Here is a 19,321-nt window from a genome sequence, read left to right as displayed (position 1 = left end):
TCACGCCATTCGTTGATTCAATTCGGCCTGGGCCCAGGCGATGTGTTCAAGCAGCACCTCGTCAGCCCCGGCCTTCATGGCGTCCAATAGGCCTGTCAGCTCAAGCAGTTGGGCCTTTTCCCCCTGCGCGTTCCCCGCTGCCACTGCCAGGTTGCGCTGAAAGCGCCAAAAGCCGATGCGTCGGATGGCGCTGCCTTCGGTGTGTTTCAGAAAATCAGCCTCCGTCCAGCACATCAGGGTGGCCCAGTCGGGCTCGTTCATGTGGGGGCGCGCATTGAAGTCGGCATGCACCGCCGGGCGGGTGAATTTGTTCCACGGGCACACCAACTGGCAGTCGTCACACCCATAAATACGGGTGCCAAGGCCCCTGCGCAACTCGGGGTCTATCCCCGCATCATGTTCGATGGTCAGGTAAGACACGCAGCGGCGGGCATCCACCACGCGGCCCGGCAGTATGGCGCCAGTGGGGCAGGCGTCCACGCAACTCGAACAAGTGCCGCAGTGGTCTTGTTCAAACTCCCCACTCAATGGCAAAGGCAGGTTGGTGAAGACTTCCGCCAGAAAAAACATCGACCCTTCGCGAGGGTGAACCAGCAGGGAATGCTTGCCCCGCCAGCCCAAGCCCGCCTTTCGGGCGATTTCAACTTCCGGGGTGGGGGCGCTGTCCACTGTCACCCTGTACCCCAATGGGCCCACCTCAGCATGCACGTCGTCCATCCACTGTTGAAGGCGTTTGCGGATGACCTTGTGATAGTCCCGCCCGCGGGCGTACAGGCTGATGTAGGGTTGCCGCGCCTCTTGAACGCGCGCCAGTTGGCTGTTCAAGCCGTCTTGTTCCGTGTCTGCGGCCAACAACGACTCGGGCACATAGGGGATGCGCAGTGATACGATTCGGATCGCGCCGGGCAGAATGGTGTTCACGTCCAGGCGGGCCATGCCGTGCCGCGCCATATACCCCATGGTCCCGTGCATGCCTTGGTCCAGCCAGGCTTGCAGGTGGGGTTCACAGGTGGACAAATCCGTGTCACTGACCCCCATGCAATGTAGGCCGTGCCGCTGGGCAAGCCGTTGTATCAATTGCCAATGTTGAGTTTCCGACCCTGACATGCTCAAGACAGTACAAAGATTCTGCCCCGATGAGGGCTGCACCCGTAGTGTAGGGGAAAAGCTGGCTCGGGTCAGTCAGGCCCCGCTGCGGCTGTACCTCAGCGGCCCATTGGGCGCTGGTAAATCGGCACTGGTCAGGGCCTTTTTACGGGCATTGGGTGTGCAGGGGCCGATCAAAAGCCCCTCCTATGCGTTGGTTGAACCTTACGCATTCTCGAGTTATTCTGTCTATCATTTTGATTTTTATCGCTTCTTCGATCAGAATGAATGGGTAGAATCAGGGTTCAGGGACAATTTCGAGGAACATGCCCTGTGTTTGGTGGAGTGGCCTGAGAAAGCGGCAGGCGTCTTGCCCCCGGCAGACCTCCTGTTGCACCTCGCTTACGCGCCCATCAACGAGGCTCAACCTGAAGTGCTGACCGCTCGGCAAATCACGCTGAGCGCCCACACGCCGACAGGCTTGGACACCTTGAACCGATTTGAATTGCTGGATGCCAAGGAATGAATACACGTCGTAACTTGCTGAAAGCCGCCACGGGCGGTCTGCTGCTGCAACTGGTGCCGGTGGGCGCTTGGGCGGTGGGGCAGGTGCGCTTTGTCGATGTGCGCTTGTGGCCTGCAGACGATTACACCCGGGTCACACTCGAGCATCATGGCCCACTGAAAACCCGGCATTTTCTGGTCGAAAGCCCACACCGCATGGTGGTCGACATTCTGGACATGCGTCTGGACAAAACCCTCAAAGACCTCACTGCGCGTTTGAAGGCGGATGACCCTTATGTTCAGCAAATCCGCGTGGGGCAGTACGACGCGTCCACGGTTCGAATCGTCTTCGACCTGAAGTCGGAGGTGCGGCCTGAAGTGTTCACCATCGAGCCCGTGGCCGAATACAAAAACCGGTTTGTGGTTGATTTCTACCCCAAGAAGCCCGTGGACCCGCTGCTGGGTTTGCTGGACAAAGGCGCTGACCGCGAGTCGAATGCCTCATCGGGCAGCCACAAAGACGATGAAATCGCGCGAATCCTTCGTCAGGCGGAGGCCGACAGTAAATCAAGCCCGGCCAGTGGCAAGGCGCGCGAACCTGCCCGCGACACGGCCAAAACCGAAGTCGCCGAGAGCAAGCCCGACCCCAAGGTTGAGAACAAACCCAATACCCCAAAAGCCGAGCGCAGCGACAAGCAGGCTCTGGAAGTCAAGCGCGTCATCACGGTGGCCATCGACCCTGGTCACGGCGGTGAAGACCCGGGTGCGGTGGGCAGCGGCGGTTCTTACGAAAAACACGTGGTGCTGGCCATCTCCAAACTGCTCAAAGAAGAACTGGACAACATTCCCGGCATGCGCGCCATGTTGACCCGCAACGGCGACTTTTTCGTGCCTTTGGGCACGCGGGTCCAGAAGGCCCGCAGTGTCAATGCCGACCTGTTTGTGTCTGTGCACGCCGACGCCTTCATCAAACAGTCGGCCAGTGGTTCCTCGGTGTTTGTGTTGTCTGAACGCGGTGCCAGCAGCACCGCAGCCAACTGGTTGGCCAACAAAGAAAATGCGTCGGACCTGATTGGTGGTGTCAACATCAAAGGCACCGACAACCAATTGGCCAAAGTGCTGCTGGACCTCTCCACCACCGCCCAGATCAACGACAGCCTGAAGCTGGGCGATGCGGTGTTGGGCAAGATTGGCCGCATCAACAAATTGCATAAGCCACGCGTCGAGCAGGCAGGGTTTGCTGTGTTGAAAGCGCCCGATATTCCGTCCATTCTCGTGGAAACGGCCTTCATCAGTAACCCGGATGAAGAGCGGAAATTGAATGACCCCAACCACCAGCGCAAAATTGCCCAGGCCATAGCCCAGGGCATTGCGCAGTATTTCGCCAAGAATCCACCGGTGGCACGGCGTATCACCTAAGGCTCGCCCCGTATAATGGGGGCATGACTTCGCCCCGCGCCATTGCTCAACTTCCCGATGTTCTCATCAGCCAGATCGCCGCAGGCGAGGTGGTTGACCGGCCCGCTTCCGTGGTCAAAGAGCTGGTTGAAAATGCCCTGGATGCGGGTGCAACAGAAATCACCGTCCGCATCGACGGCGGCGGTATTCAGCGCATCGCCATTCAGGACAACGGTTCGGGCATTCCTCAGGATCAACTGGCCTTGGCGGTGACCCGCCACGCCACGTCAAAAATCCAGAATCTGGACGATCTGGAGCAGGTCGCAAGCCTCGGTTTCCGGGGCGAAGCTTTGGCATCCATTGCCTCAGTCAGCCAGTTTGCATTGAGCAGTTATCCCGCAGGGCAGGCCTGCGCGTACACCATACAGAACCAGACCGGTGGATGGGTTGTTGAACCCTCCTCCAACGGGCTGGGCACCACCGTGGATGTGCAGTCGCTGTATTTCAGTACACCGGCCCGGCGCAAGTTTCTGAAGTCGGAACAGACCGAGTTTTTCACCTGTCTGGACGTCATCAAGCGCATGGCGCTGGCCAATCCGGACGTCACTTGGCTGGTGTATCGCGATGGCAAATTGCACGCTCGCTACCCGGCCATGGCGTGGAGCGCCCGCTTGTTCAACCTGATTGATGTGCTGGCCGAAGGCCGCTCGAAACCCATGGACATGGCCCAAGGCGACTTGCGCTTGCATGGTGCGGTGGGCTTGCCTGATGCAGCGCGTGGGCGTGCAGATGTGCAGTACTTTTATGTCAATGGCCGTTTTGTCAAAGACAAGCTCATCAACCACGCCGTGCGGTCGGCCTATGAAGACGTGCTTCATGGCGACAAATTTCCGGCTTTCGTGCTGTTTCTGCAACTGCCTCCCACCGAGGTCGACGTGAATGTGCACCCCGCCAAAACCGAGGTTCGCTTCCGCAACGCCCGGGCCATACATCAATGGGTGCGCCATTGCATACAAGCCACTTTGGCCCCGTCCAGGGCAGTGGTACCGCTTAGCCAATCGCCCCAAGAAGTGGCTGCAGAACAGCCCATGAATCAGGGGGCCAGTTGGCGCTCCAGCAGCGCGGCCCACACGGCCTACAACACCACACCCACCGCAGTTCCCAAGGCAGGTGTGTTGCCTTTCGCCAGCGAAGATTTGGGGGCCTACCTGTCAGCCTATGCGCCATTGACGCCCCAGGCCAGTCAGCAAGGCGTGCAGGCCAAGCCAGTGATTCAAGCCACGCCCGAGGCGCTGGCCAAACTCGATGGCTGGGCCACACCCGCCTTGGCCCAAGCGTCGGCCAGTCATGCCACCGCGGGCACGCAGCCCGACACCACGGACACAGAGCGCCCCGAGGAATACTTGGGGCAGGCCCTGGCCCAAGTGCATGGCGTGTACATTCTCGCTTTGCGGCCCGATGGCATGGTCGTGGTTGACATGCACGCCGCCCACGAGCGCGTGTTGTACGAACAGTTCAAGCAGTCGCTGGACCAGCAGCAACGCATTCCCTCGCAAGAACTGCTGGTGCCGTTGATCGTACAAATCGATCCTCGCCTGTCAGGGGAAGTGGAGCAGGGCGAAACCCTGTGGGCGCAGTTTGGCTTCAGGCTTTGCCTGCTTTCGGCTCAGGAGTTGGCCATTCGCGCCGTGCCCACCGTGCTGGCTGGGCAGGACTTGTCAACGCTCATTCAACAATGGTTGTCCGACCTCCAAACCTACGGCGTCGCCCATGTGCTGGAGCGACAACGCAATGCATGGCTGGCGGGCCTTGCCTGCCACACCGCAGTCAGGGCCAACCGCAAGTTGAGCCTCACGGAAATGAACGCCCTGTTACGGGCCATGGAGCGCACTGAGCGTTCAGACCAATGCAACCACGGGCGCCCAACTTGGCGTTTGTTCTCCATGGCCGACATGGACAAATGGTTTTTGCGGGGGCAGTGATGAATGCCCTCAGCCTGCACCCCGCGCTGGACCTGCCTGCGGTGGCCATCATCGGCCCCACGGCCAGCGGAAAATCCGCATTGGGGCTGTGGTTGGCTGAGCAAGGCTATCCCATTGAAATTATCAGCCTGGATTCAGCCTTGGTGTTCCGCCACATGGACATCGGCACTGCCAAACCCACGCCAGCGGAGCTGGCGCTGGTGCCCCATCACCTCGTTGACATCATCGACCCCGACCAAACCTTCAGTGTGGCCGACTTTCTGGCGCACACTCATCACCTGATTCAGGACATTCGAGCCCGGGGCAAAGCGCCTGTGATTCTGGGTGGCACCTTGATGTACTTCAAAGCCCTCATTAGCGGCATGGATGACCTTCCTCCTGCCGACCCTGCAATTCGCGCTGACATTGAAGCCATGGCCGCCGAGTATGGTTGGCCCCATGTGCACGGTGTGCTGGCCGAGGTGGACCCGCAATCGGCCGAACGCCTGAAACCCAACGATTCGCAGCGATTGCAGAGGGCCCTTGAGGTGTATCGCATCACAGGCAAGCCTTTGTCAGCCTTTCATCAGCGTGAGCAACAGCCCGCCTTGCAGTTTCCGGTGCTTGCACTGGAACCAGACGACCGAAGCCAACTGCACCGCCGTATTCAAACCCGTTTCGAGCAAATGTTGAATCAGGGGCTGATTGACGAAGTACAGGCCTTGCGCCAACGCTTCGTGTTGGATGTGTCCATGCCCTCCGTGCGTTGCGTGGGCTACCGGCAGGTGTGGTCGTATTTGGATGGCGAGGTGGGCTACGGCCAACTGGTGGCCCAAGGGGTGGCTGCCACCCGCCAATTGGCCAAACGCCAAATCACCTGGCTGCGGTCAACCCAGCACAAGGCTGTTGTGGATCCTTTTCAGGCCAATTGGCTGAACCAAGCCAAACCCTGGCTGGATGCTGCGGTGACCCGCGTGCTTCAAGGGTGAAACCAGGCAAACACCAGTGGTAAGGTGAATGCGGCGCCAACGGTGGACAGGGAAATCAGGCAAGCCACCAGCGCAGCATTCCCACCCATGCGCGTTGCCAGAATGTACGCACTGGATGCCGACGGAATGGCCGAAAACACCAGCAGCACAGTGGTTTGCATTGCGGGCAGCCCTGCAGCTTTGGCGTACAGCACCGCCAACACAGGCGCACCCAGCAGGCGCACAGCCAGCCACCAGACTGACACCACCCAGTTGCCCCGCAAGCCCGAGAACATCAGGCCCGCACCTACCGCCAACAAACCCAGCGACACCGCCGCTTGAGCCAGCCGGTCCAGCGTCAGCATCAATGCCTGGGGGATGGGCAACCCAAACCATTTGGCCACAATGCCCAGCACTGTGCCCAGAATCAGCGGGTTCTTCAGCATGTCCTTGAAGGCTTGCACACCACTGCCTTGGCTCATGGTGGCCACGGCCAGGATGTTGCACAAGGGCACACCCACCGCCAGCAGCATGGCCATGTTGGCCACGCCCTCCTGCCCGGCTACCCGGCTGACCAGCGCCAGGGCAATGTATGAGTTGAAACGATAAGCAATCTGCAAACCCGAAGCGAACTCCACCCGGCCCATGCGGCTCCACAGCCAGGGAATGGCCCCCGCGAGAAAAGCCCCTGCGATCACCACCCCGCCACCCAAGGCAAACAGGCCGATGTCATGCAAGTCCACCGGGCTTTTGACCACGGAGTAGAACAACAGGCACGGGAACAGCACGTAGTAAACCAGCTTTTCAATGGTCTCCCATGCGGAGGCTTGCAGCCAGGTCCGCCGAAGCACATAGCCCAGCGCGATGATCGCGAAGTCAGGAAACAGCAGAATGGGGTTCACGGGTGGGCAGGGCAGCAGGCTGCTTGGTCAATAAAAAAGCCCACCAGTGTGGTGGGCTTTTTCACAGGGTGCAATTGTTGTTTACACCGAGAATGAAGACCCACATCCACAGGTGGTGGTGGCGTTGGGGTTCTTGATCACGAATTGGGCCCCATTGAGGTCCTCTTTGTAATCAATTTCCGCGCCGGTCAGGTACTGAAAACTCATGGAGTCGATCAGCAAGGTCACCCCTTCTTTTTCAAGCGTGGTGTCGTCCTCGTTCACGTCTTCATCGAAGGTGAAGCCGTACTGAAAACCGGAACAACCGCCACCCTGTACAAACACCCGCAACTTCAGGTTCGGGTTGCCTTCTTCATTGATCAAGTCGCGAACCTTGGCGGCTGCGGCATCGGTGAACACCAGAATGCTGGTTTGTTCGGTGGTCGTTGCTTCCATAATCGTGTTTCCTGGCAGGTTACTACAATGGCTTTTGGGGCCTTTCAGCCGTTGGTGGCCGCCAGTGACAGGCGGGCAGGGCTGGTTTCGGATTGGTCGTGCTGCAAAGTACCATCCACAATGGCACCCGGGTGCATCTCCAATGCCTTGTATCTTACGTCACCGGACACATTTGCGGAAGGGTGCAGCTCCAGCAATTGACCGGCTTCGATAGGCCCCTCAATTGAACCGCTGACCACAATGTGGCCCACCCGCACGCTGCCGCGCACCTTGCCTGTCTCGGAAATCACCAGCAAGGCCTGTTCGTCGTCCATGGCCACCACGTCGCCTTCTACTTCGCCGTCGATGCGCATGCCGCCCTTGAAGCGGATATCACCCTTGACCGCCATGCCTGAACCCACAAGGCTCTGGATGGGTAACAGTCGTTTGGATTTCTTTGTAAACATGAGGGTACTCCTACAATTTGGTGCTGGCTTGCGCACGAATACTGGTGCCTTCCAGAATCCGCAACTCAATGCCCTGGAGGCTGGCGTCAGCAGGCAAAACAAAGGTGCCCGCCACCTTGGAGATGCGGGTCAACCGGATCTTGAACTGGGGATCGCTGCTGTTGGGGTCTGTAGGCAACACTATGACAGCAGGTTTGTCATTGTTCAACACTTTAACCAGCAATTGCACATTCAGGTTGGCCGGCGGGTTGTCTGAGCTCTGAATCAGCAGGGCCCTGTATCGGTACTGGTTGGGCACAGTGTCCCGGCTGACCTGAAAGCGCCGCAGCGCGATGCTTTTGGCCTCTTGGTTCCCCGGAATGAATCCTTCGAAGAAAGCCAAGTCGTCCTTTAGGCGGGCATTTTCGGCCTCAAGGTTGGCAATCATCAAGGTCAGTTTGTTGCGCTCCTCGCGGTCCAGTTTCAACAGCTCGTCGGCACGCGCCACTTCCTCTTTCAAGTCCAGGTTGGCTTTGCGTTGATTTTCCAGGCCTTCCCGAAGGCTGGTGGTTTCCTGTCGGGTGAAAAACGCTTGAACAGGGTTGCTTTCAGGGCCCCACACCGCATACACAGACAGCGCCAGCAAAACCAGCAGCCCCAGCCCAAATCCGCTTGCGAAAGCGATTCGGGAGGAGCGCTGCATCCCCGGCAACAGGGTGCGCAGTACGGCGCGCGGCAGGCTTTTTGCACGCATCAGCGCAGGTGCCTCAGGGCGCCAGGGCCAATTGTTCCAGCCCGGTGTGTTCGGGCAGGCCAAACATCACGTTCAAGGCTTGCACCGCCTGGCCCGAAGCGCCCTTGACCAGGTTGTCAATCGTGGACAGGATCACCGCAGTGTTGCGCCCTTGCGGCCGATGGACGGCCAGCCTCACATAGTTGGAGCCCCTGACCCATTTGGTTTCTGGCAAGGCGCCCTTGGGCATGACATCCACGAAAAACTCGTCTTGATAGTGTTGTTCGTACAGTGCTTGCAGGTCAGTGGCCTGGCCGGCTTCATTCAAACGCACATACACTGTGGCCAAAATGCCACGCACCATCGGCACCAAGTGGGGTGTGAACGTCAGTTGAGAAGGACGCCCGGAGATCAAGCTCAAGCCTTGTTCAATTTCAGGCAGGTGCCGGTGGCCGCTGACGCCGTAGGCCTTGAAGCTTTCGCTGGCCTCAGAAAAAAGGCTGCCCACAGCGGCTTTGCGGCCTGCGCCCGAAACGCCCGATTTACAGTCGGCCACAATGGATTGCTCGTCGATCAGCGGTGCCCCTTCCACCAGCAAGGGTTTCAGGGCCAATTGAACAGCGGTGGGGTAGCAGCCCGCCAAACCCACAAGGCTGGCTGAGCGAATGGCTTCCCGGTGGGCTTCCACCAAGCCGTACACCGCGGTTTTCAGCAGTTCGGGTTCAGAGTGGGGCATGCCGTACCAGCGTTCGAACTCGGTGGTGTTTTTCAGGCGGAAATCAGCCCCCAGGTCGATCACCCGTATGCCTGCCCGCACCAATTCGCCCGCTTGTGCCATGCACACCCCATGAGGGGTGGCGAAAAACACCACGTCGCAGTGCTTCAGTGACTCGAATGTGGGCTCTGAAAAGGCAATCGACACGCGTTTGCGCAGGGCGGGAAACATGTCGGCCACAGGTTGGCCAACCTCACCGCGTGAGGTAATTGCGGCCAACTCCACCTGCGGATGCAGGGCCAGCAGCCTCAACAATTCGGAACCGGTGTAACCGGTGCCCCCTACGATACCCACCTTGATCATGTCTGGAATTCCTGAGCCAACAAAGAAAAAAGCCGCGCAAACTTGCGCGGCTTTCGATTGTACCCCAGCAGGGAGGAGGGCTGGGTGAAGCTTTTGTGTTCTGACCGGCGGATTAACGCTTGGAGAACTGCTTGCGACGGCGGGCGCCGCGCAAACCGACTTTCTTACGTTCAACTTCACGGGCGTCACGTGTGACCAAGCCTGCTTTGGACAGGGTGGGCTTCAGTTCTGCGTCGAAGTCGATCAGGGCGCGAGTCAGGCCGTGGCGCACAGCACCCGCTTGACCGGTTTCGCCGCCACCGCGTACGTTGACCATGATGTCGAAAGTTTCTTCGTTGGCCGTCAGTACCAGGGGTTGACGGGCAACCATCTGGCCTGTTTCACGGGCGAAGTATTCGCTCAGGGGGCGACCGTTCACGACGAACTTGCCGCTGCCCTTCTTGATAAACACCCGAGCCACAGAGCTTTTGCGGCGACCGGTGCCGTAGTTGTATTCACCAATCATGCTGCACCTCAGATTTCAAGCGGTTTGGGTTGTTGGGCGCTGTGCGGGTGCTCGGCTTCGGCATAGACCTTCAACTTCTTGATCATTGCGTAGCCCAGAGGACCTTTGGGCAGCATGCCCTTGACGGCTTTCTCCAGCGCACGGCCGGGAAAACGCTCTTGCATCTTGTCAAAGTTGGTTTCGTAAATACCGCCGGGGTAACCCGAGTGGCGGAAATACTTTTTGTTCAGGCCTTTGGTGCCTGTCACGCGCAGTTTGGATGCATTAACGACCACGATAAAATCGCCGGTGTCGACGTGGGGAGTGAACTCAGGCTTGTGTTTACCGCGCAGGCGACGTGCAACTTCACTGGCTACCCGTCCCAGAACCTTATCGGATGCGTCAATCACAAACCAATCGCGTTTCACCTCATGGGCTTTCGCTGAAAAGGTTTTCATGTTGATTCCTAAAAAAATGAAAGGAGTGTTTTTACCTGTTCCCCCGTTCTCTGGGCCGGTACATGCAAATGCATGCCACAGCCTCGGCTAGGGCTCTCCCAACAGGTAACCCGCGATTTTAGCAAAGTTTTTCCGTTTCGGCTACACTTTGCGCGCAGCAAAAAAAACCCAAGCACGTGAGTGCTTGGGTTTAATCCACCAAAGGAGGAGGGTGGAGGAGACAATCTTGCATCGGGGAGGCGGTTTGCCTGTTGAAGCCTTGGCCTGCTACCTGATGACTATGACTGTAGTTTATCCCTGTTTCTGTTGCAGTGCAAGAGAAAGGTCGGTCTGGCCGAAAAAGTCAATTGAAAATCAAAAAATGGATGAGTAAAATAAAGTCCATTAAAAACAATGACTTAAATCTATTTTTTATTGACCGGCCATTCAGTACTGACACTATTTAACAACGTTTTGGTGAAAAGCCCTAGTTTTTCCCAGCTATTCTTGTGCATAGCACAAAACAATTGAACCGATTGAGGGAGTTCATGATGGAAGTTGAAGTCGCTTGGTCCGGCTTGCCCGGCATGTCGTTCGTGGCCACCACCGGCAGTGGTCACATGTTGTGTATGGATGGCGCTGTGGACGGCGGGGGCAATAATTTGGCGCCGCGGCCCATGGAGGTAGTCCTTTCAGGGACTGGGGCGTGTACCGCGTATGATGTCGTACTGATTTTGCGCAAGAACGGTCAAGATGTGCGCCATTGCAAGGTCAAGCTGCTGGCCGACAGGGCGGAGAAAGAGCCCAAGGTGTTCACCCGGATTCAATTCCACTTCACGGTCGTGGGGCGGAACCTGAAACCCAGCTTGGTGGATCGCGCAATCAAGCTGTCCCACGAAAAGTATTGTTCAGCATCAGCCATGCTCAGCAAAACCGCTGAACTGGTCTTCACCCACGAGATTGTCGAAGATTAAATCTTCTGGGCCAAGGTGGTCATGACCTTGGACATCGCGGTCATGGCCAGTTTCACGGGCAATGGCAAAGGTTGCCCACCTTCGGCCACTGCGGTCTGCCCGTGGGCAATTTCATCGTCTTTCATCTGTTGGAGAATGGCACGCGAAGTGCTGTCCCCTGCAGGCAGGCGGCCTAAGTGGTCATTCAGGTGTTTTTCAACCTGATGCTCGGTTTCGGCCATGAAGCCAAGGCTGACCCCGTCCCCCAATTGACCCGCCACAAAGCCCAGCGCGAATGCGCCGCTGTACCACAGCGGGTTCAGCAGGCTGGGCCGGGCCCCAAGTTCTTGAAGTCGCTCTTGGGTCCAGGCCAAATGGTCGGTTTCTTCCCGGGCGGCTTCCAGAAACAGGGCTTTTTTGGCAGGGTCGCGGCTGGCCAGTGCTTGGGCCTGGTACAGGGCCTGGGCACACACTTCCCCAACATGGTTTACGCGCATCAAACCCACCACTTTGGCTTTTTCAGCGTCGTCGAGTTGGCTGGGGCTGGCTGCATGCCCCGGGTTGTCGCGCTGGGCCACCGGGGTTGCCGCCAGCGTTTTCAGGGCCTTGTCCACTTCGGCAATGACTGAATCAACACTGGGTAGCGCTGGAAGCGAGGGGGCGGTGGTCAACTGGGTGACCCAATTGGGCAAGCGGAAAGCCATGGCAAGTGACCGAAGTAATACAGCAATTCTTCATTTTATCAAAGACTCCGGGTAGAATCCGGGCCTGCACGCAACGAATCATAACGTCCCCGTGCCCGCTCATTGCCCGCTGAACAACGCCGGGCTCGGCTGGTTGGGGGGCATGGACGCCACACTATGACCAGCAAGAAAAAACTCTTCATCAAAACCTTTGGCTGTCAGATGAACGAGTACGACTCCGACAAAATGGCCGATGTCCTCGGGGACTCCGAAGGTTTGGAGCGCACGGACAATCCCGAAGACGCGGATGTCATCCTGTTCAACACCTGTTCAGTTCGCGAAAAAGCGCAGGAGAAGGTGTTCAGTGACTTGGGGCGCGTCAAGCATTTGAAGAAGAGCAACCCCAACCTGATTATCGGCGTGGGTGGGTGTGTGGCCAGCCAGGAAGGCGCTGCGATTGTGCAGCGTGCGCCCTACGTGGACGTGGTGTTCGGCCCGCAGACCCTGCACCGCCTGCCCGACCTGATCCAAAAAAAGCGGGCCACCAGCAAGCCGCAGGTGGATATTTCCTTCCCGGAAATTGAAAAGTTCGACCACCTGCCCGTGGCCAAAACCACGGGTGCCACCGCCTTTGTGTCCATCATGGAAGGGTGCAGCAAATACTGCAGCTTCTGCGTGGTGCCCTACACCCGCGGCGAAGAAGTGTCACGCCCCTTTGAAGATGTACTCACTGAGGTGGCTGACCTGGCCGACCAAGGGGTCAAGGAAATCAACCTGTTGGGCCAGAATGTGAATGCCTACAGGGGTGTGATGGCCGATGGCGAAATTGCTGACTTTGCCTTGCTGCTGGACTATGTGCATGAGATTCCCGGGGTTGAGCGTATTCGGTTCACCACCTCCCATCCCAAAGAGTTCACCCCCCGGCTGATTGAGTGCTACGCCCGTTTGCCCAAGCTGGTCAGTCACCTGCACCTGCCCGTTCAGGCTGGCTCGGACCGTATTCTGGCCGCCATGAAACGCGGGTACACCGCACTGGAATACAAGTCCATCATCCGCAAACTGCGGGCGATTCGCCCGGGGTTGTCCATGTCATCTGACTTCATTGTCGGCTTTCCGGGCGAAACTGAAGACGATTTTGAGAAAACCATGGACTTGATTCGCACCGTGGGCTTTGACACCTCGTTTTCATTCGTTTACAGCCAGCGCCCGGGCACACCCGCGGCCGACCTGGAGGACGGTGTGGACCAGGCCACCAAGCTGGCCCGTCTGGCCGTGTTGCAAAAAGAAATTGAAGCCAATGCCGCCCGCATCAGCCAGGGGCTGGTGGGGTCGGTTCAAACCATCTTGGTTGAAGGCCCTGCGAAAAAGAATCCTCAGGAGCTGTCAGGCCGAACCGAGTGCAATCGTGTTGTGAATTTTGCAGGTCATGCGCGTCTGGTCGGCCAATTGGTTGATGTTCGCGTGGTTGAGGCCTTTCCTCACTCCTTGCGGGGTGAGGTGGTCACCGCCGAGGTTGCGCTGCAGTGACACTGAAACAAACCTCAGGCAGTTTTGGGGTATTCTTGAATGGTGTTTTGCGGTCCCTGAACCCAGCTTATGTCTGAACCCCACACGATACAGCCCCTAAGCCCGGTGAATCACCGGCGTGAAAGGGGCTTGCTCGAACGCTTGTCCTCGCTTCTGCTGCGCGAGCCGGAGGACCGAGAACAGCTGCACGATGTACTGCTGCAGGCTCATGAGCGGCAACTTCTGGATGCCGAGGCCCTCTCCATGATCGAGGGGGTGATGCAGGTCAGTGAGTTGGCCGCTGGGGACATCATGATTCCCCGCGCCCAGATGGACCTTATCAATGTGACTGACCCATTGCAGGACATTTTGCAATTTGCAGTGGACAAGGCGCATTCCCGTTTCCCGGTGTACGAAGGCCAGCGCGACAACATCATCGGTGTGCTGTTGTCCAAAGACCTTCTTCAATGCCAGTTGCGCAGCGATGTGTCTGTGCAGTCCCTGTTGCGCCCAGCCCTGTTTATTCCCGAAAGCAAGCGCCTCAATGTGTTGCTCAGTGAGTTTCGGCAAAACCGCAATCACATTGCCTTGGTGGTGGATGAGTTCGGTGGGGTGTCTGGGCTGGTCACCATCGAGGATGTACTCGAGCAGATTGTGGGCGATATCGAGGACGAATACGACTACGACGAGGACGCCGACAACATTGTCAGCCTGCGCGGTAAAGCCTTGGGCAGTTACCGGGTTAAGGGGCTGACCGATCTCGAACAATTCAACGCCGCCTTTGGCACCGAGTTGCCCGAGGACCAGGCTGGCACCATCAGTGGCCTGATCTGCGGCCACTTGGGGCGTGTGCCCAAGCGGGGTGAGGCCATTGAATGGCCTCCTCTGGCTTTCGAGGTGCTTCGAGCCGACGCCAAAGTCATTCACCTGTTGAAGGTCAGCCGCTTGCCTCAGGGTGCCACTGATTCAACCGACGCTGCAGGTGCGGCCCAAGGGCAGGCCTCAGGTTCATGAAATCTCGATTGGTCTGGGGGGCTGTGCCCGGTGCAGCCTGGGTGCTGGCGTTTGCCCCATTTTCATGGTGGTGGGTGGGGCTGGGCTTGCCTTTGTTGGTGCCGCTGATGCTTCGCCGCGATACCCCCCAATCCGCATTCTGGCTCGGGTTGGGTTTCGGCACCTCCGCATTTGCAGTGGGTGTGCACTGGTTGTATGTCAGTTTGAACCACTATGGCGGGCTGCCTGCGCCCCTGGCTGTGTTGTCGATCGCTGTGTTTGCGCTTTACTTGGGCCTGTACACCGGCTTGGCCTCAGCCCTGTATGTGAAGTTTCGCGCACCCGGCGCGCCCCTGTTGAATGCCGCCTTGTGGGCCGCATTGTGGACATTGGCTGAATGGTGCCGTTCAACCCTGTTCACCGGTTTTGCATGGCTGAACCTGGGCGATGCCTTGGTGGATTCTCCGTTTGCTGTGCTGTTGCCTTGGCTGGGTGGTTCCGCCTTGTCCTTTCTGTTGCTGTGGATGGGCGGTTTGCTTGTTTCCATCCTGTTGGCGGTTGTCCAGCGGGAACGCGTCAGCCCCCTGGCCCTTGTGGGGCTGTTGACACTGGGAGTAGGGCTGTCGATTCTGGGGCCGCAGCGCCCGGTGACCCACACCAGTGGTTATCTGGATGTGGCGGGCGTGCAAACCAATGTGGATCAAAGCATCAAGTTTGACCCTGACCGCATTGTCTCCAACATGCAGCAGGCCTTCGAGTTGGGTGATTTGGCCAGCCAGCAACTGCCCGAGGGCGGTTTGCTGGTGTTTCCGGAAACGGTGAACCCCTTGGTGTGGGCCGACACACCGAATGTGTGGCGCGAACGTTTCCGCGATTTTGCCAAACCGGGGCACACAGGCGTGCTGATGGGCTCAGCCACGCAGGACGGTTACGACTACTTCAACTCCATCGTGCTGCTTCGGGGGCAGGAAACCGGTGAGGCCCTGCTGGTGCCTACTGAGCGGCATGACAAGCGCCACTTGGTGCCTTTCGGGGAATTCATTCCTTGGGGCTTTCAGTGGTTTGTCAGCCTGATGAACATCCCGCTGGGCGAATTTTCGCGGGGCAGTGGCCCTTTGCGCACCCTAGAATTCAACGGGCAGCGGATGGCTGCCACCGTGTGTTACGAGGACATTTTTTCGTCCGAGCTGGTGGCCTTGATTCAAAGTGCAGATCATGAGCCCACGGTGCTGGTCAATTTGAGCAACTTGGCTTGGTTTGGGCAAACCTGGGCCTTGGACCAGCACGCCCAGATTGGGCGAACCCGGTCTGCTGAATTGGCCAAACCGGGTTTGAGGGTCACCAACACCGGCTTGTCGGGCGTGGTCGGCCCAGACGGTCAATGGCTGACCCAAGCCGAGCGCGGTCAAGCTGTTGTGTGGCGAGCCCGCATTGAGGGCCGCAAAGGGGCAACCCTCTTTTCGCGCATTGGCACGTGGCTGTGGTGGACGCTGTGCGCGCTTGCTCTAGGGGCGGCGTTCCACAGGATTACTCGCGTCAGGCCCATCTCCTGAGCGTACAATAGCGGCAACTCATCGAATCACACCCAAACCATGTCCATCAGCCCTGTCCTTGAAATTGTCGAAGAATTGCGCAACGGTCGCATGGTCATTCTTGTGGATGAAGAAGACCGTGAGAATGAAGGCGACTTGGTGTTGGCGGCCGATTTTGTCACCCCTGAAGCCATCAACTTCATGGCCAAGTATGGCCGTGGGCTGATCTGCCTGACACTGACCGAAGAGCGTTGTCGCCAATTGGGCTTGCGACCCATGGTGCAGGCCAATGGCTCATCTCATGGCACCAATTTCACAGTGTCCATCGAGGCCGCTGAAGGCGTGTCCACCGGAATTTCCGCCGCCGACCGTTCTCACACCATCCGTGTGGCTGTGAATCGCAATGCCAAGCCCGAAGACTTGGTACAGCCGGGCCATATCTTTCCGTTGTCAGCGGTGTCTGGCGGTGTGTTGATGCGCGCTGGCCACACCGAAGCCGGTTGTGACTTGGCTGCCATGGCGGGTTTGACGCCCGCGTCGGTCATCTGTGAAATCATGAAAGACGACGGCACCATGGCCCGTCTGCCTGACCTCATTGAATTCGCCCGTGAACATGGCTTGAAGATCGGCACCATCACGGACCTGATTCAATACCGCAGTGCGCACGAGTCCTTGATCGAGCGCCTGCATGAGCGCCCAATCACCACCACCGAGGGTGTGTTCAATTGCGTGGCCTATCGCGACAAACCGACGGGCAGCGCTCACTTTGCCTTGGTGTACGGCCAGCCAAAAGCGGGCGAAGAAGTCCTGGTCCGTGTACACGAACCAACCTCAATGCTCGACTTCCTTGAAGCGGAGTTGTCCGAGCACTCATATTCGATTCCCTCAGCCATGAAGAAAATTGTTGAGGCCGGTGCCGGCGTCATCGTCCTGCTCAATTGCAGCGTGTCGTCTGACCGTTTGCTGGGGCAGTTCGCATCGCTGGATGACATCGAAAGCAAGGGCAGCACATCCCGCAAGGGCGCAGGCTCCAGCCCGGACTTGCGGACTTATGGCGTGGGTGCCCAGATTCTCAAGGATTTGGGGGTGACCAGCATGAAATTGTTGTCACGCCCTCGCAAAATGCCCAGCATGATGGGGTTTGATCTGTCCGTTTCGGGCTATGTCAGTGGAGAACAGCAATGAGCAACAAACCCGGCAGCGTGCCTGCCAACCTCAATGGCGATGGCATCCGAGTGGGTGTGGTGCAAGCCCGCTTCAACGAGGAAATCACCGACGGTTTGTGGCGCACCTGCTGCAGCGAATTGCTCCGCTTGGGTGTATTGAATGAAGACATTCTTCACCTGACTGTACCCGGCGCCATGGAAATTCCCATCAGCTTGCAGCGCTTGGCGCAGTCCGGCGAATTTGATGTGCTGGTGGCCTTGGGTTGCGTCATCAAGGGTGACACCTATCATTTTGAACTGGTGTGCAACGAAAGTGCCCGAGGTGTGTCCACGGTCTCTATCGAGAACGACATTCCTGTGGTCAACATGATTCTGACCACCTACACCGAAGACCAAGCCATTGAGCGCATTGAAGACAAGGGCGTCGATGCCGCCCGTTGCGCCGTTGAAATGGGCAATTTGATGATGACTCTGGATGACAACCTGCCAGGGCTGAGCGGAGAAGGCGACGATGAGTGACGCTGAACAAGGCCGCCGGTCACACCCCCGAAACGCCCGCCGCCGCTCGCGTGAATTGGCGTTGCAGGGCCTTTACCAGTGGTTTCTCAACCCGTCTGAAATTGGGGTGATTGACGCACACCTGCGGGATGCGCCGGGTTTTGACAAGGCCGATCTGGAGCACTATCTGTCACTGCTTCATGGCAGTGTGCGCAATCTGGAAACCCTGATCCAGCAGGTTGAACCGCACGTGGACCGGGGCTGGGATGAACTCAGCCCGGTTGAAAAGGCCGTGCTGATTCTGGGCGCGCACGAGATGAACAACCACCTCGACATCCCTTACCGGGTGGTGATCAACGAGGCCGTGGAGTTGACCAAAACCTTCGGTGGCACCGATGCACACAAATTCGTCAACGGTGTGCTCGACAAAGTGGCGGCCAACGCCCGCGCTGCAGAAATTCGGGCCCAATAACTCAGACCCGCCATGACGGCTGAGTTCGAGTTCATTGAACGCTGTTTTCGTGAGCCGTTTTCTGGCCTGAGGGCCAAACATGCCGGGCTGTTGCCGGTGGGCATCGGGGACGATTGTGCGGCACTGGAATTGCCCAAGGGCGAGCGCCTGTGGGTGTCCACCGACACTTTGGTGGCCGGCATTCATTGGTTCGATGGCCACCGTCTGGACGATGTCGGTTTTAAGGCCCTGGCCAGCAACCTGTCTGACCTGGCAGCCGCTGGGGCCACTCCAGTGGCTTTCACCCTGAACCTGGCCGTGCCTTCAACGGCTTTCACCCAACTGCCTGACTTGGCTCAAGGGTTGCTGGAAGCTGCAACTCAGTATGACTGCCCTCTGGTGGGCGGTGACACCACACGCATGGTCACAGGCGGGCCCTTGACCCTGTCCATCACCGTGTTTGGGCGCAGCAGCCTTGCGCACATGGGTTTCTTGCGTTCATCCGCTCAAGTCGGCGATGGCCTTTGGGTCAGTGGTTTGCCCGGTTTGGCGCGTCTTGGTCTGCTTCTGGAGTATCAGCGCCGGGGGCAATTGTCGGCAGTGCTGCCGGAGGCGGAACACCCCCAGTTCAACGCCTTCTTGTCGAAGGTGCCCGAGCACATTACTCAGACTGCCCATGATCGCTTGCACAGGCCAGCGCCCAGGCTGGCCCTGGGTGTGGCGTTGAGGGGTAAAGCCCACGCGTGTCTCGACCTTTCCGACGGGTTGTCTGGTGATGCGCAACACATTGCCCGCCAAAGCCAGTGCCAGTTGATCCTCAATGAGGATGCTCTGGAGGCCTTGTGGTCGAAAGCCTTGGGCCAGGCGTACACGGATGGGCTGGCCGATATTCACGGCTGGTGGTTGCAACAGGTGTTGATTGGGGGCGACGATTATGAATTGTTCTTCTCGGCCCCCGAAACAGCGTCAATGGCCACACTGGCCAGTGAATATGACCTGACGTGTGTGGGGGAAGTGGTTCAAGGGCAAGGCGTTTTGTTGCACAATCCGTTATCGGGGCTGCGTCCGGTGCAGTCCCAATCGTACGATCACTTTCAACCTTGGGCGTCAACGCCATGAACCTCGCAA

21 protein-coding genes are annotated in these 19,321 nt (G+C 58.3%); 12 read left to right on the top strand and 9 right to left on the bottom strand.

Translation table 11 applies throughout. The annotated features are described in order from the left end of the window. Complete coding sequence (gene queG, locus ACK4FF_RS14735; RefSeq protein WP_409710948.1) at positions 1 to 1,107, bottom strand: tRNA epoxyqueuosine(34) reductase QueG; 1,107 nt, start codon at positions 1,105 to 1,107, stop codon at positions 1 to 3. Between queG and tsaE the strand changes: the two genes are divergently transcribed. From tsaE to miaA, 4 genes are read left to right on the top strand one after another with little or no spacing between them, the layout of a single operon-like run. Next, positions 1,106 to 1,612, top strand: coding sequence for a tRNA (adenosine(37)-N6)-threonylcarbamoyltransferase complex ATPase subunit type 1 TsaE (gene tsaE, locus ACK4FF_RS14730; RefSeq protein WP_409710946.1), 507 nt, complete (start codon positions 1,106 to 1,108; stop codon positions 1,610 to 1,612). The genes queG and tsaE overlap by 2 nt on opposite strands. Further along, positions 1,609 to 3,009, top strand: a complete 1,401-nt coding sequence (locus ACK4FF_RS14725; protein WP_409710944.1) for an N-acetylmuramoyl-L-alanine amidase — start codon at positions 1,609 to 1,611, stop codon at positions 3,007 to 3,009. The genes tsaE and ACK4FF_RS14725 overlap by 4 nt, the downstream gene beginning before the upstream one ends. A 23-nt stretch (positions 3,010 to 3,032) precedes the next feature. After that, entirely contained in the window at positions 3,033 to 4,970 is a 1,938-nt protein-coding gene (gene mutL, locus ACK4FF_RS14720) for a DNA mismatch repair endonuclease MutL (RefSeq protein WP_409710942.1), read from the top strand. After that, positions 4,970 to 5,938, top strand: coding sequence for a tRNA (adenosine(37)-N6)-dimethylallyltransferase MiaA (miaA, locus tag ACK4FF_RS14715; RefSeq protein ID WP_409710940.1), 969 nt, complete (start codon positions 4,970 to 4,972; stop codon positions 5,936 to 5,938). The genes mutL and miaA overlap by 1 nt, the downstream gene beginning before the upstream one ends. Here the strand turns inward: miaA and ACK4FF_RS14710 are convergent. The 7 genes from ACK4FF_RS14710 to rplM form a co-directional block, all read right to left on the bottom strand. Continuing rightward, entirely contained in the window at positions 5,929 to 6,819 is an 891-nt protein-coding gene (locus ACK4FF_RS14710; protein WP_409710938.1) for an AEC family transporter, read from the bottom strand. The two genes, miaA and ACK4FF_RS14710, sit on opposite strands and share 10 nt — an antisense overlap. A gap of 81 nt (positions 6,820 to 6,900) precedes the next feature. After that, a complete protein-coding gene (gene erpA, locus ACK4FF_RS14705; protein ID WP_409710936.1) occupies positions 6,901 to 7,254 on the bottom strand; it encodes an iron-sulfur cluster insertion protein ErpA in 354 nt (117 codons plus the stop codon). 44 nt (positions 7,255 to 7,298) lie between these two features. After that, complete coding sequence (locus tag ACK4FF_RS14700) at positions 7,299 to 7,700, bottom strand: polymer-forming cytoskeletal protein (RefSeq protein WP_409710934.1); 402 nt, start codon at positions 7,698 to 7,700, stop codon at positions 7,299 to 7,301. Positions 7,701 to 7,710: 10 nt separating this feature from the next. Continuing rightward, a complete protein-coding gene (locus ACK4FF_RS14695; protein ID WP_409710932.1) occupies positions 7,711 to 8,433 on the bottom strand; it encodes a DUF6776 family protein in 723 nt (240 codons plus the stop codon). Between the two features lie 13 nt (positions 8,434 to 8,446). Continuing rightward, positions 8,447 to 9,490, bottom strand: coding sequence for an N-acetyl-gamma-glutamyl-phosphate reductase (gene argC, locus ACK4FF_RS14690; protein ID WP_409710930.1), 1,044 nt, complete (start codon positions 9,488 to 9,490; stop codon positions 8,447 to 8,449). A 112-nt stretch (positions 9,491 to 9,602) separates the two neighbouring features. Further along, positions 9,603 to 9,995, bottom strand: a complete 393-nt coding sequence (rpsI, locus tag ACK4FF_RS14685; RefSeq protein ID WP_409710928.1) for a 30S ribosomal protein S9 — start codon at positions 9,993 to 9,995, stop codon at positions 9,603 to 9,605. Positions 9,996 to 10,003: 8 nt separating this feature from the next. Then, positions 10,004 to 10,432, bottom strand: coding sequence for a 50S ribosomal protein L13 (gene rplM / locus ACK4FF_RS14680; RefSeq protein ID WP_409710926.1), 429 nt, complete (start codon positions 10,430 to 10,432; stop codon positions 10,004 to 10,006). A gap of 530 nt (positions 10,433 to 10,962) precedes the next feature. On the opposite strand from rplM, the gene ACK4FF_RS14675 reads away from it, so the two are divergent. Then, on the top strand, positions 10,963 to 11,385 hold the full coding sequence (locus ACK4FF_RS14675; protein WP_409711158.1) for an OsmC family protein: 423 nt from the start codon (positions 10,963 to 10,965) through the stop codon (positions 11,383 to 11,385). Here the strand turns inward: ACK4FF_RS14675 and coq7 are convergent. After that, positions 11,382 to 12,068 (bottom strand): 2-polyprenyl-3-methyl-6-methoxy-1,4-benzoquinone monooxygenase, encoded by a 687-nt coding sequence (gene coq7 / locus ACK4FF_RS14670; RefSeq protein ID WP_409710924.1) that lies wholly within the window; start codon positions 12,066 to 12,068, stop codon positions 11,382 to 11,384. The genes ACK4FF_RS14675 and coq7 overlap by 4 nt on opposite strands. Before the next feature lie 156 nt (positions 12,069 to 12,224). Here coq7 and miaB point away from each other — a divergent pair, with 156 nt between their 5' ends. The 7 genes from miaB (at position 12,225) to thiL (ending at position 19,312) form a co-directional block, all read left to right on the top strand. Beyond that, positions 12,225 to 13,574 (top strand): tRNA (N6-isopentenyl adenosine(37)-C2)-methylthiotransferase MiaB, encoded by a 1,350-nt coding sequence (gene miaB / locus ACK4FF_RS14665; RefSeq protein WP_409710922.1) that lies wholly within the window; start codon positions 12,225 to 12,227, stop codon positions 13,572 to 13,574. 69 nt (positions 13,575 to 13,643) lie between these two features. Next, positions 13,644 to 14,567, top strand: coding sequence for an HlyC/CorC family transporter (locus ACK4FF_RS14660; RefSeq protein ID WP_409710920.1), 924 nt, complete (start codon positions 13,644 to 13,646; stop codon positions 14,565 to 14,567). Further along, on the top strand, positions 14,564 to 16,099 hold the full coding sequence (gene lnt, locus ACK4FF_RS14655; RefSeq protein ID WP_409710918.1) for an apolipoprotein N-acyltransferase: 1,536 nt from the start codon (positions 14,564 to 14,566) through the stop codon (positions 16,097 to 16,099). The genes ACK4FF_RS14660 and lnt overlap by 4 nt, the downstream gene beginning before the upstream one ends. 39 nt (positions 16,100 to 16,138) lie before the next feature. Beyond that, positions 16,139 to 17,263 carry a bifunctional 3,4-dihydroxy-2-butanone-4-phosphate synthase/GTP cyclohydrolase II gene (ribBA, locus tag ACK4FF_RS14650; RefSeq protein ID WP_409710916.1) on the top strand — a complete coding sequence of 375 codons (1,125 nt, stop codon included), beginning with the start codon at positions 16,139 to 16,141 and terminating at the stop codon, positions 17,261 to 17,263. Beyond that, positions 17,260 to 17,763: a 6,7-dimethyl-8-ribityllumazine synthase gene (ribH, locus tag ACK4FF_RS14645; protein ID WP_409710914.1), complete on the top strand. Its 504-nt coding sequence runs from the start codon at positions 17,260 to 17,262 to the stop codon at positions 17,761 to 17,763. The genes ribBA and ribH overlap by 4 nt, the downstream gene beginning before the upstream one ends. Then, positions 17,756 to 18,214 (top strand): transcription antitermination factor NusB, encoded by a 459-nt coding sequence (nusB, locus tag ACK4FF_RS14640; RefSeq protein ID WP_409710912.1) that lies wholly within the window; start codon positions 17,756 to 17,758, stop codon positions 18,212 to 18,214. The genes ribH and nusB overlap by 8 nt, the downstream gene beginning before the upstream one ends. A 12-nt stretch (positions 18,215 to 18,226) precedes the next feature. Beyond that, positions 18,227 to 19,312 carry a thiamine-phosphate kinase gene (gene thiL, locus ACK4FF_RS14635; RefSeq protein ID WP_409710910.1) on the top strand — a complete coding sequence of 362 codons (1,086 nt, stop codon included), beginning with the start codon at positions 18,227 to 18,229 and terminating at the stop codon, positions 19,310 to 19,312. The last annotated feature ends 9 nt before the right edge of the window (positions 19,313 to 19,321 follow it).

Source organism: Limnobacter sp. (assembly GCF_046297615.1).
In the GTDB taxonomy this organism is placed as follows: Bacteria; Pseudomonadota; Gammaproteobacteria; order Burkholderiales; family Burkholderiaceae_B; genus Limnobacter.
Note: the sequence above shows the minus strand (reverse complement) of the source record. Positions and strands in the feature narration are given on the sequence as shown.

What these genes read in the sequence shown, in the direction of transcription:
- lnt (WP_409710918.1), top strand. Translation starts at nt 14,564, where the DNA reads ATGAAATCTCGATTGGTCTGGGGGGCTGTGCCCGGTGCAGCCTGGGTG.
- ribH (WP_409710914.1), top strand. Translation starts at nt 17,260, where the DNA reads ATGAGCAACAAACCCGGCAGCGTGCCTGCCAACCTCAATGGCGATGGC.
- tsaE (WP_409710946.1), top strand. Translation starts at nt 1,106, where the DNA reads ATGCTCAAGACAGTACAAAGATTCTGCCCCGATGAGGGCTGCACCCGT.
- argC (WP_409710930.1), bottom strand. Translation starts at nt 9,490, where the DNA reads ATGATCAAGGTGGGTATCGTAGGGGGCACCGGTTACACCGGTTCCGAA.
- thiL (WP_409710910.1), top strand. Translation starts at nt 18,227, where the DNA reads ATGACGGCTGAGTTCGAGTTCATTGAACGCTGTTTTCGTGAGCCGTTT.
- ACK4FF_RS14700 (WP_409710934.1), bottom strand. Translation starts at nt 7,700, where the DNA reads ATGTTTACAAAGAAATCCAAACGACTGTTACCCATCCAGAGCCTTGTG.
- erpA (WP_409710936.1), bottom strand. Translation starts at nt 7,254, where the DNA reads ATGGAAGCAACGACCACCGAACAAACCAGCATTCTGGTGTTCACCGAT.
- ACK4FF_RS14695 (WP_409710932.1), bottom strand. Translation starts at nt 8,433, where the DNA reads ATGCGTGCAAAAAGCCTGCCGCGCGCCGTACTGCGCACCCTGTTGCCG.
- rpsI (WP_409710928.1), bottom strand. Translation starts at nt 9,995, where the DNA reads ATGATTGGTGAATACAACTACGGCACCGGTCGCCGCAAAAGCTCTGTG.
- coq7 (WP_409710924.1), bottom strand. Translation starts at nt 12,068, where the DNA reads ATGGCTTTCCGCTTGCCCAATTGGGTCACCCAGTTGACCACCGCCCCC.
- ACK4FF_RS14675 (WP_409711158.1), top strand. Translation starts at nt 10,963, where the DNA reads ATGGAAGTTGAAGTCGCTTGGTCCGGCTTGCCCGGCATGTCGTTCGTG.
- ribBA (WP_409710916.1), top strand. Translation starts at nt 16,139, where the DNA reads ATGTCCATCAGCCCTGTCCTTGAAATTGTCGAAGAATTGCGCAACGGT.
- ACK4FF_RS14660 (WP_409710920.1), top strand. Translation starts at nt 13,644, where the DNA reads ATGTCTGAACCCCACACGATACAGCCCCTAAGCCCGGTGAATCACCGG.
- nusB (WP_409710912.1), top strand. Translation starts at nt 17,756, where the DNA reads ATGAGTGACGCTGAACAAGGCCGCCGGTCACACCCCCGAAACGCCCGC.
- rplM (WP_409710926.1), bottom strand. Translation starts at nt 10,432, where the DNA reads ATGAAAACCTTTTCAGCGAAAGCCCATGAGGTGAAACGCGATTGGTTT.
- queG (WP_409710948.1), bottom strand. Translation starts at nt 1,107, where the DNA reads ATGTCAGGGTCGGAAACTCAACATTGGCAATTGATACAACGGCTTGCC.
- ACK4FF_RS14725 (WP_409710944.1), top strand. Translation starts at nt 1,609, where the DNA reads ATGAATACACGTCGTAACTTGCTGAAAGCCGCCACGGGCGGTCTGCTG.
- miaA (WP_409710940.1), top strand. Translation starts at nt 4,970, where the DNA reads ATGAATGCCCTCAGCCTGCACCCCGCGCTGGACCTGCCTGCGGTGGCC.
- miaB (WP_409710922.1), top strand. Translation starts at nt 12,225, where the DNA reads ATGACCAGCAAGAAAAAACTCTTCATCAAAACCTTTGGCTGTCAGATG.
- mutL (WP_409710942.1), top strand. Translation starts at nt 3,033, where the DNA reads ATGACTTCGCCCCGCGCCATTGCTCAACTTCCCGATGTTCTCATCAGC.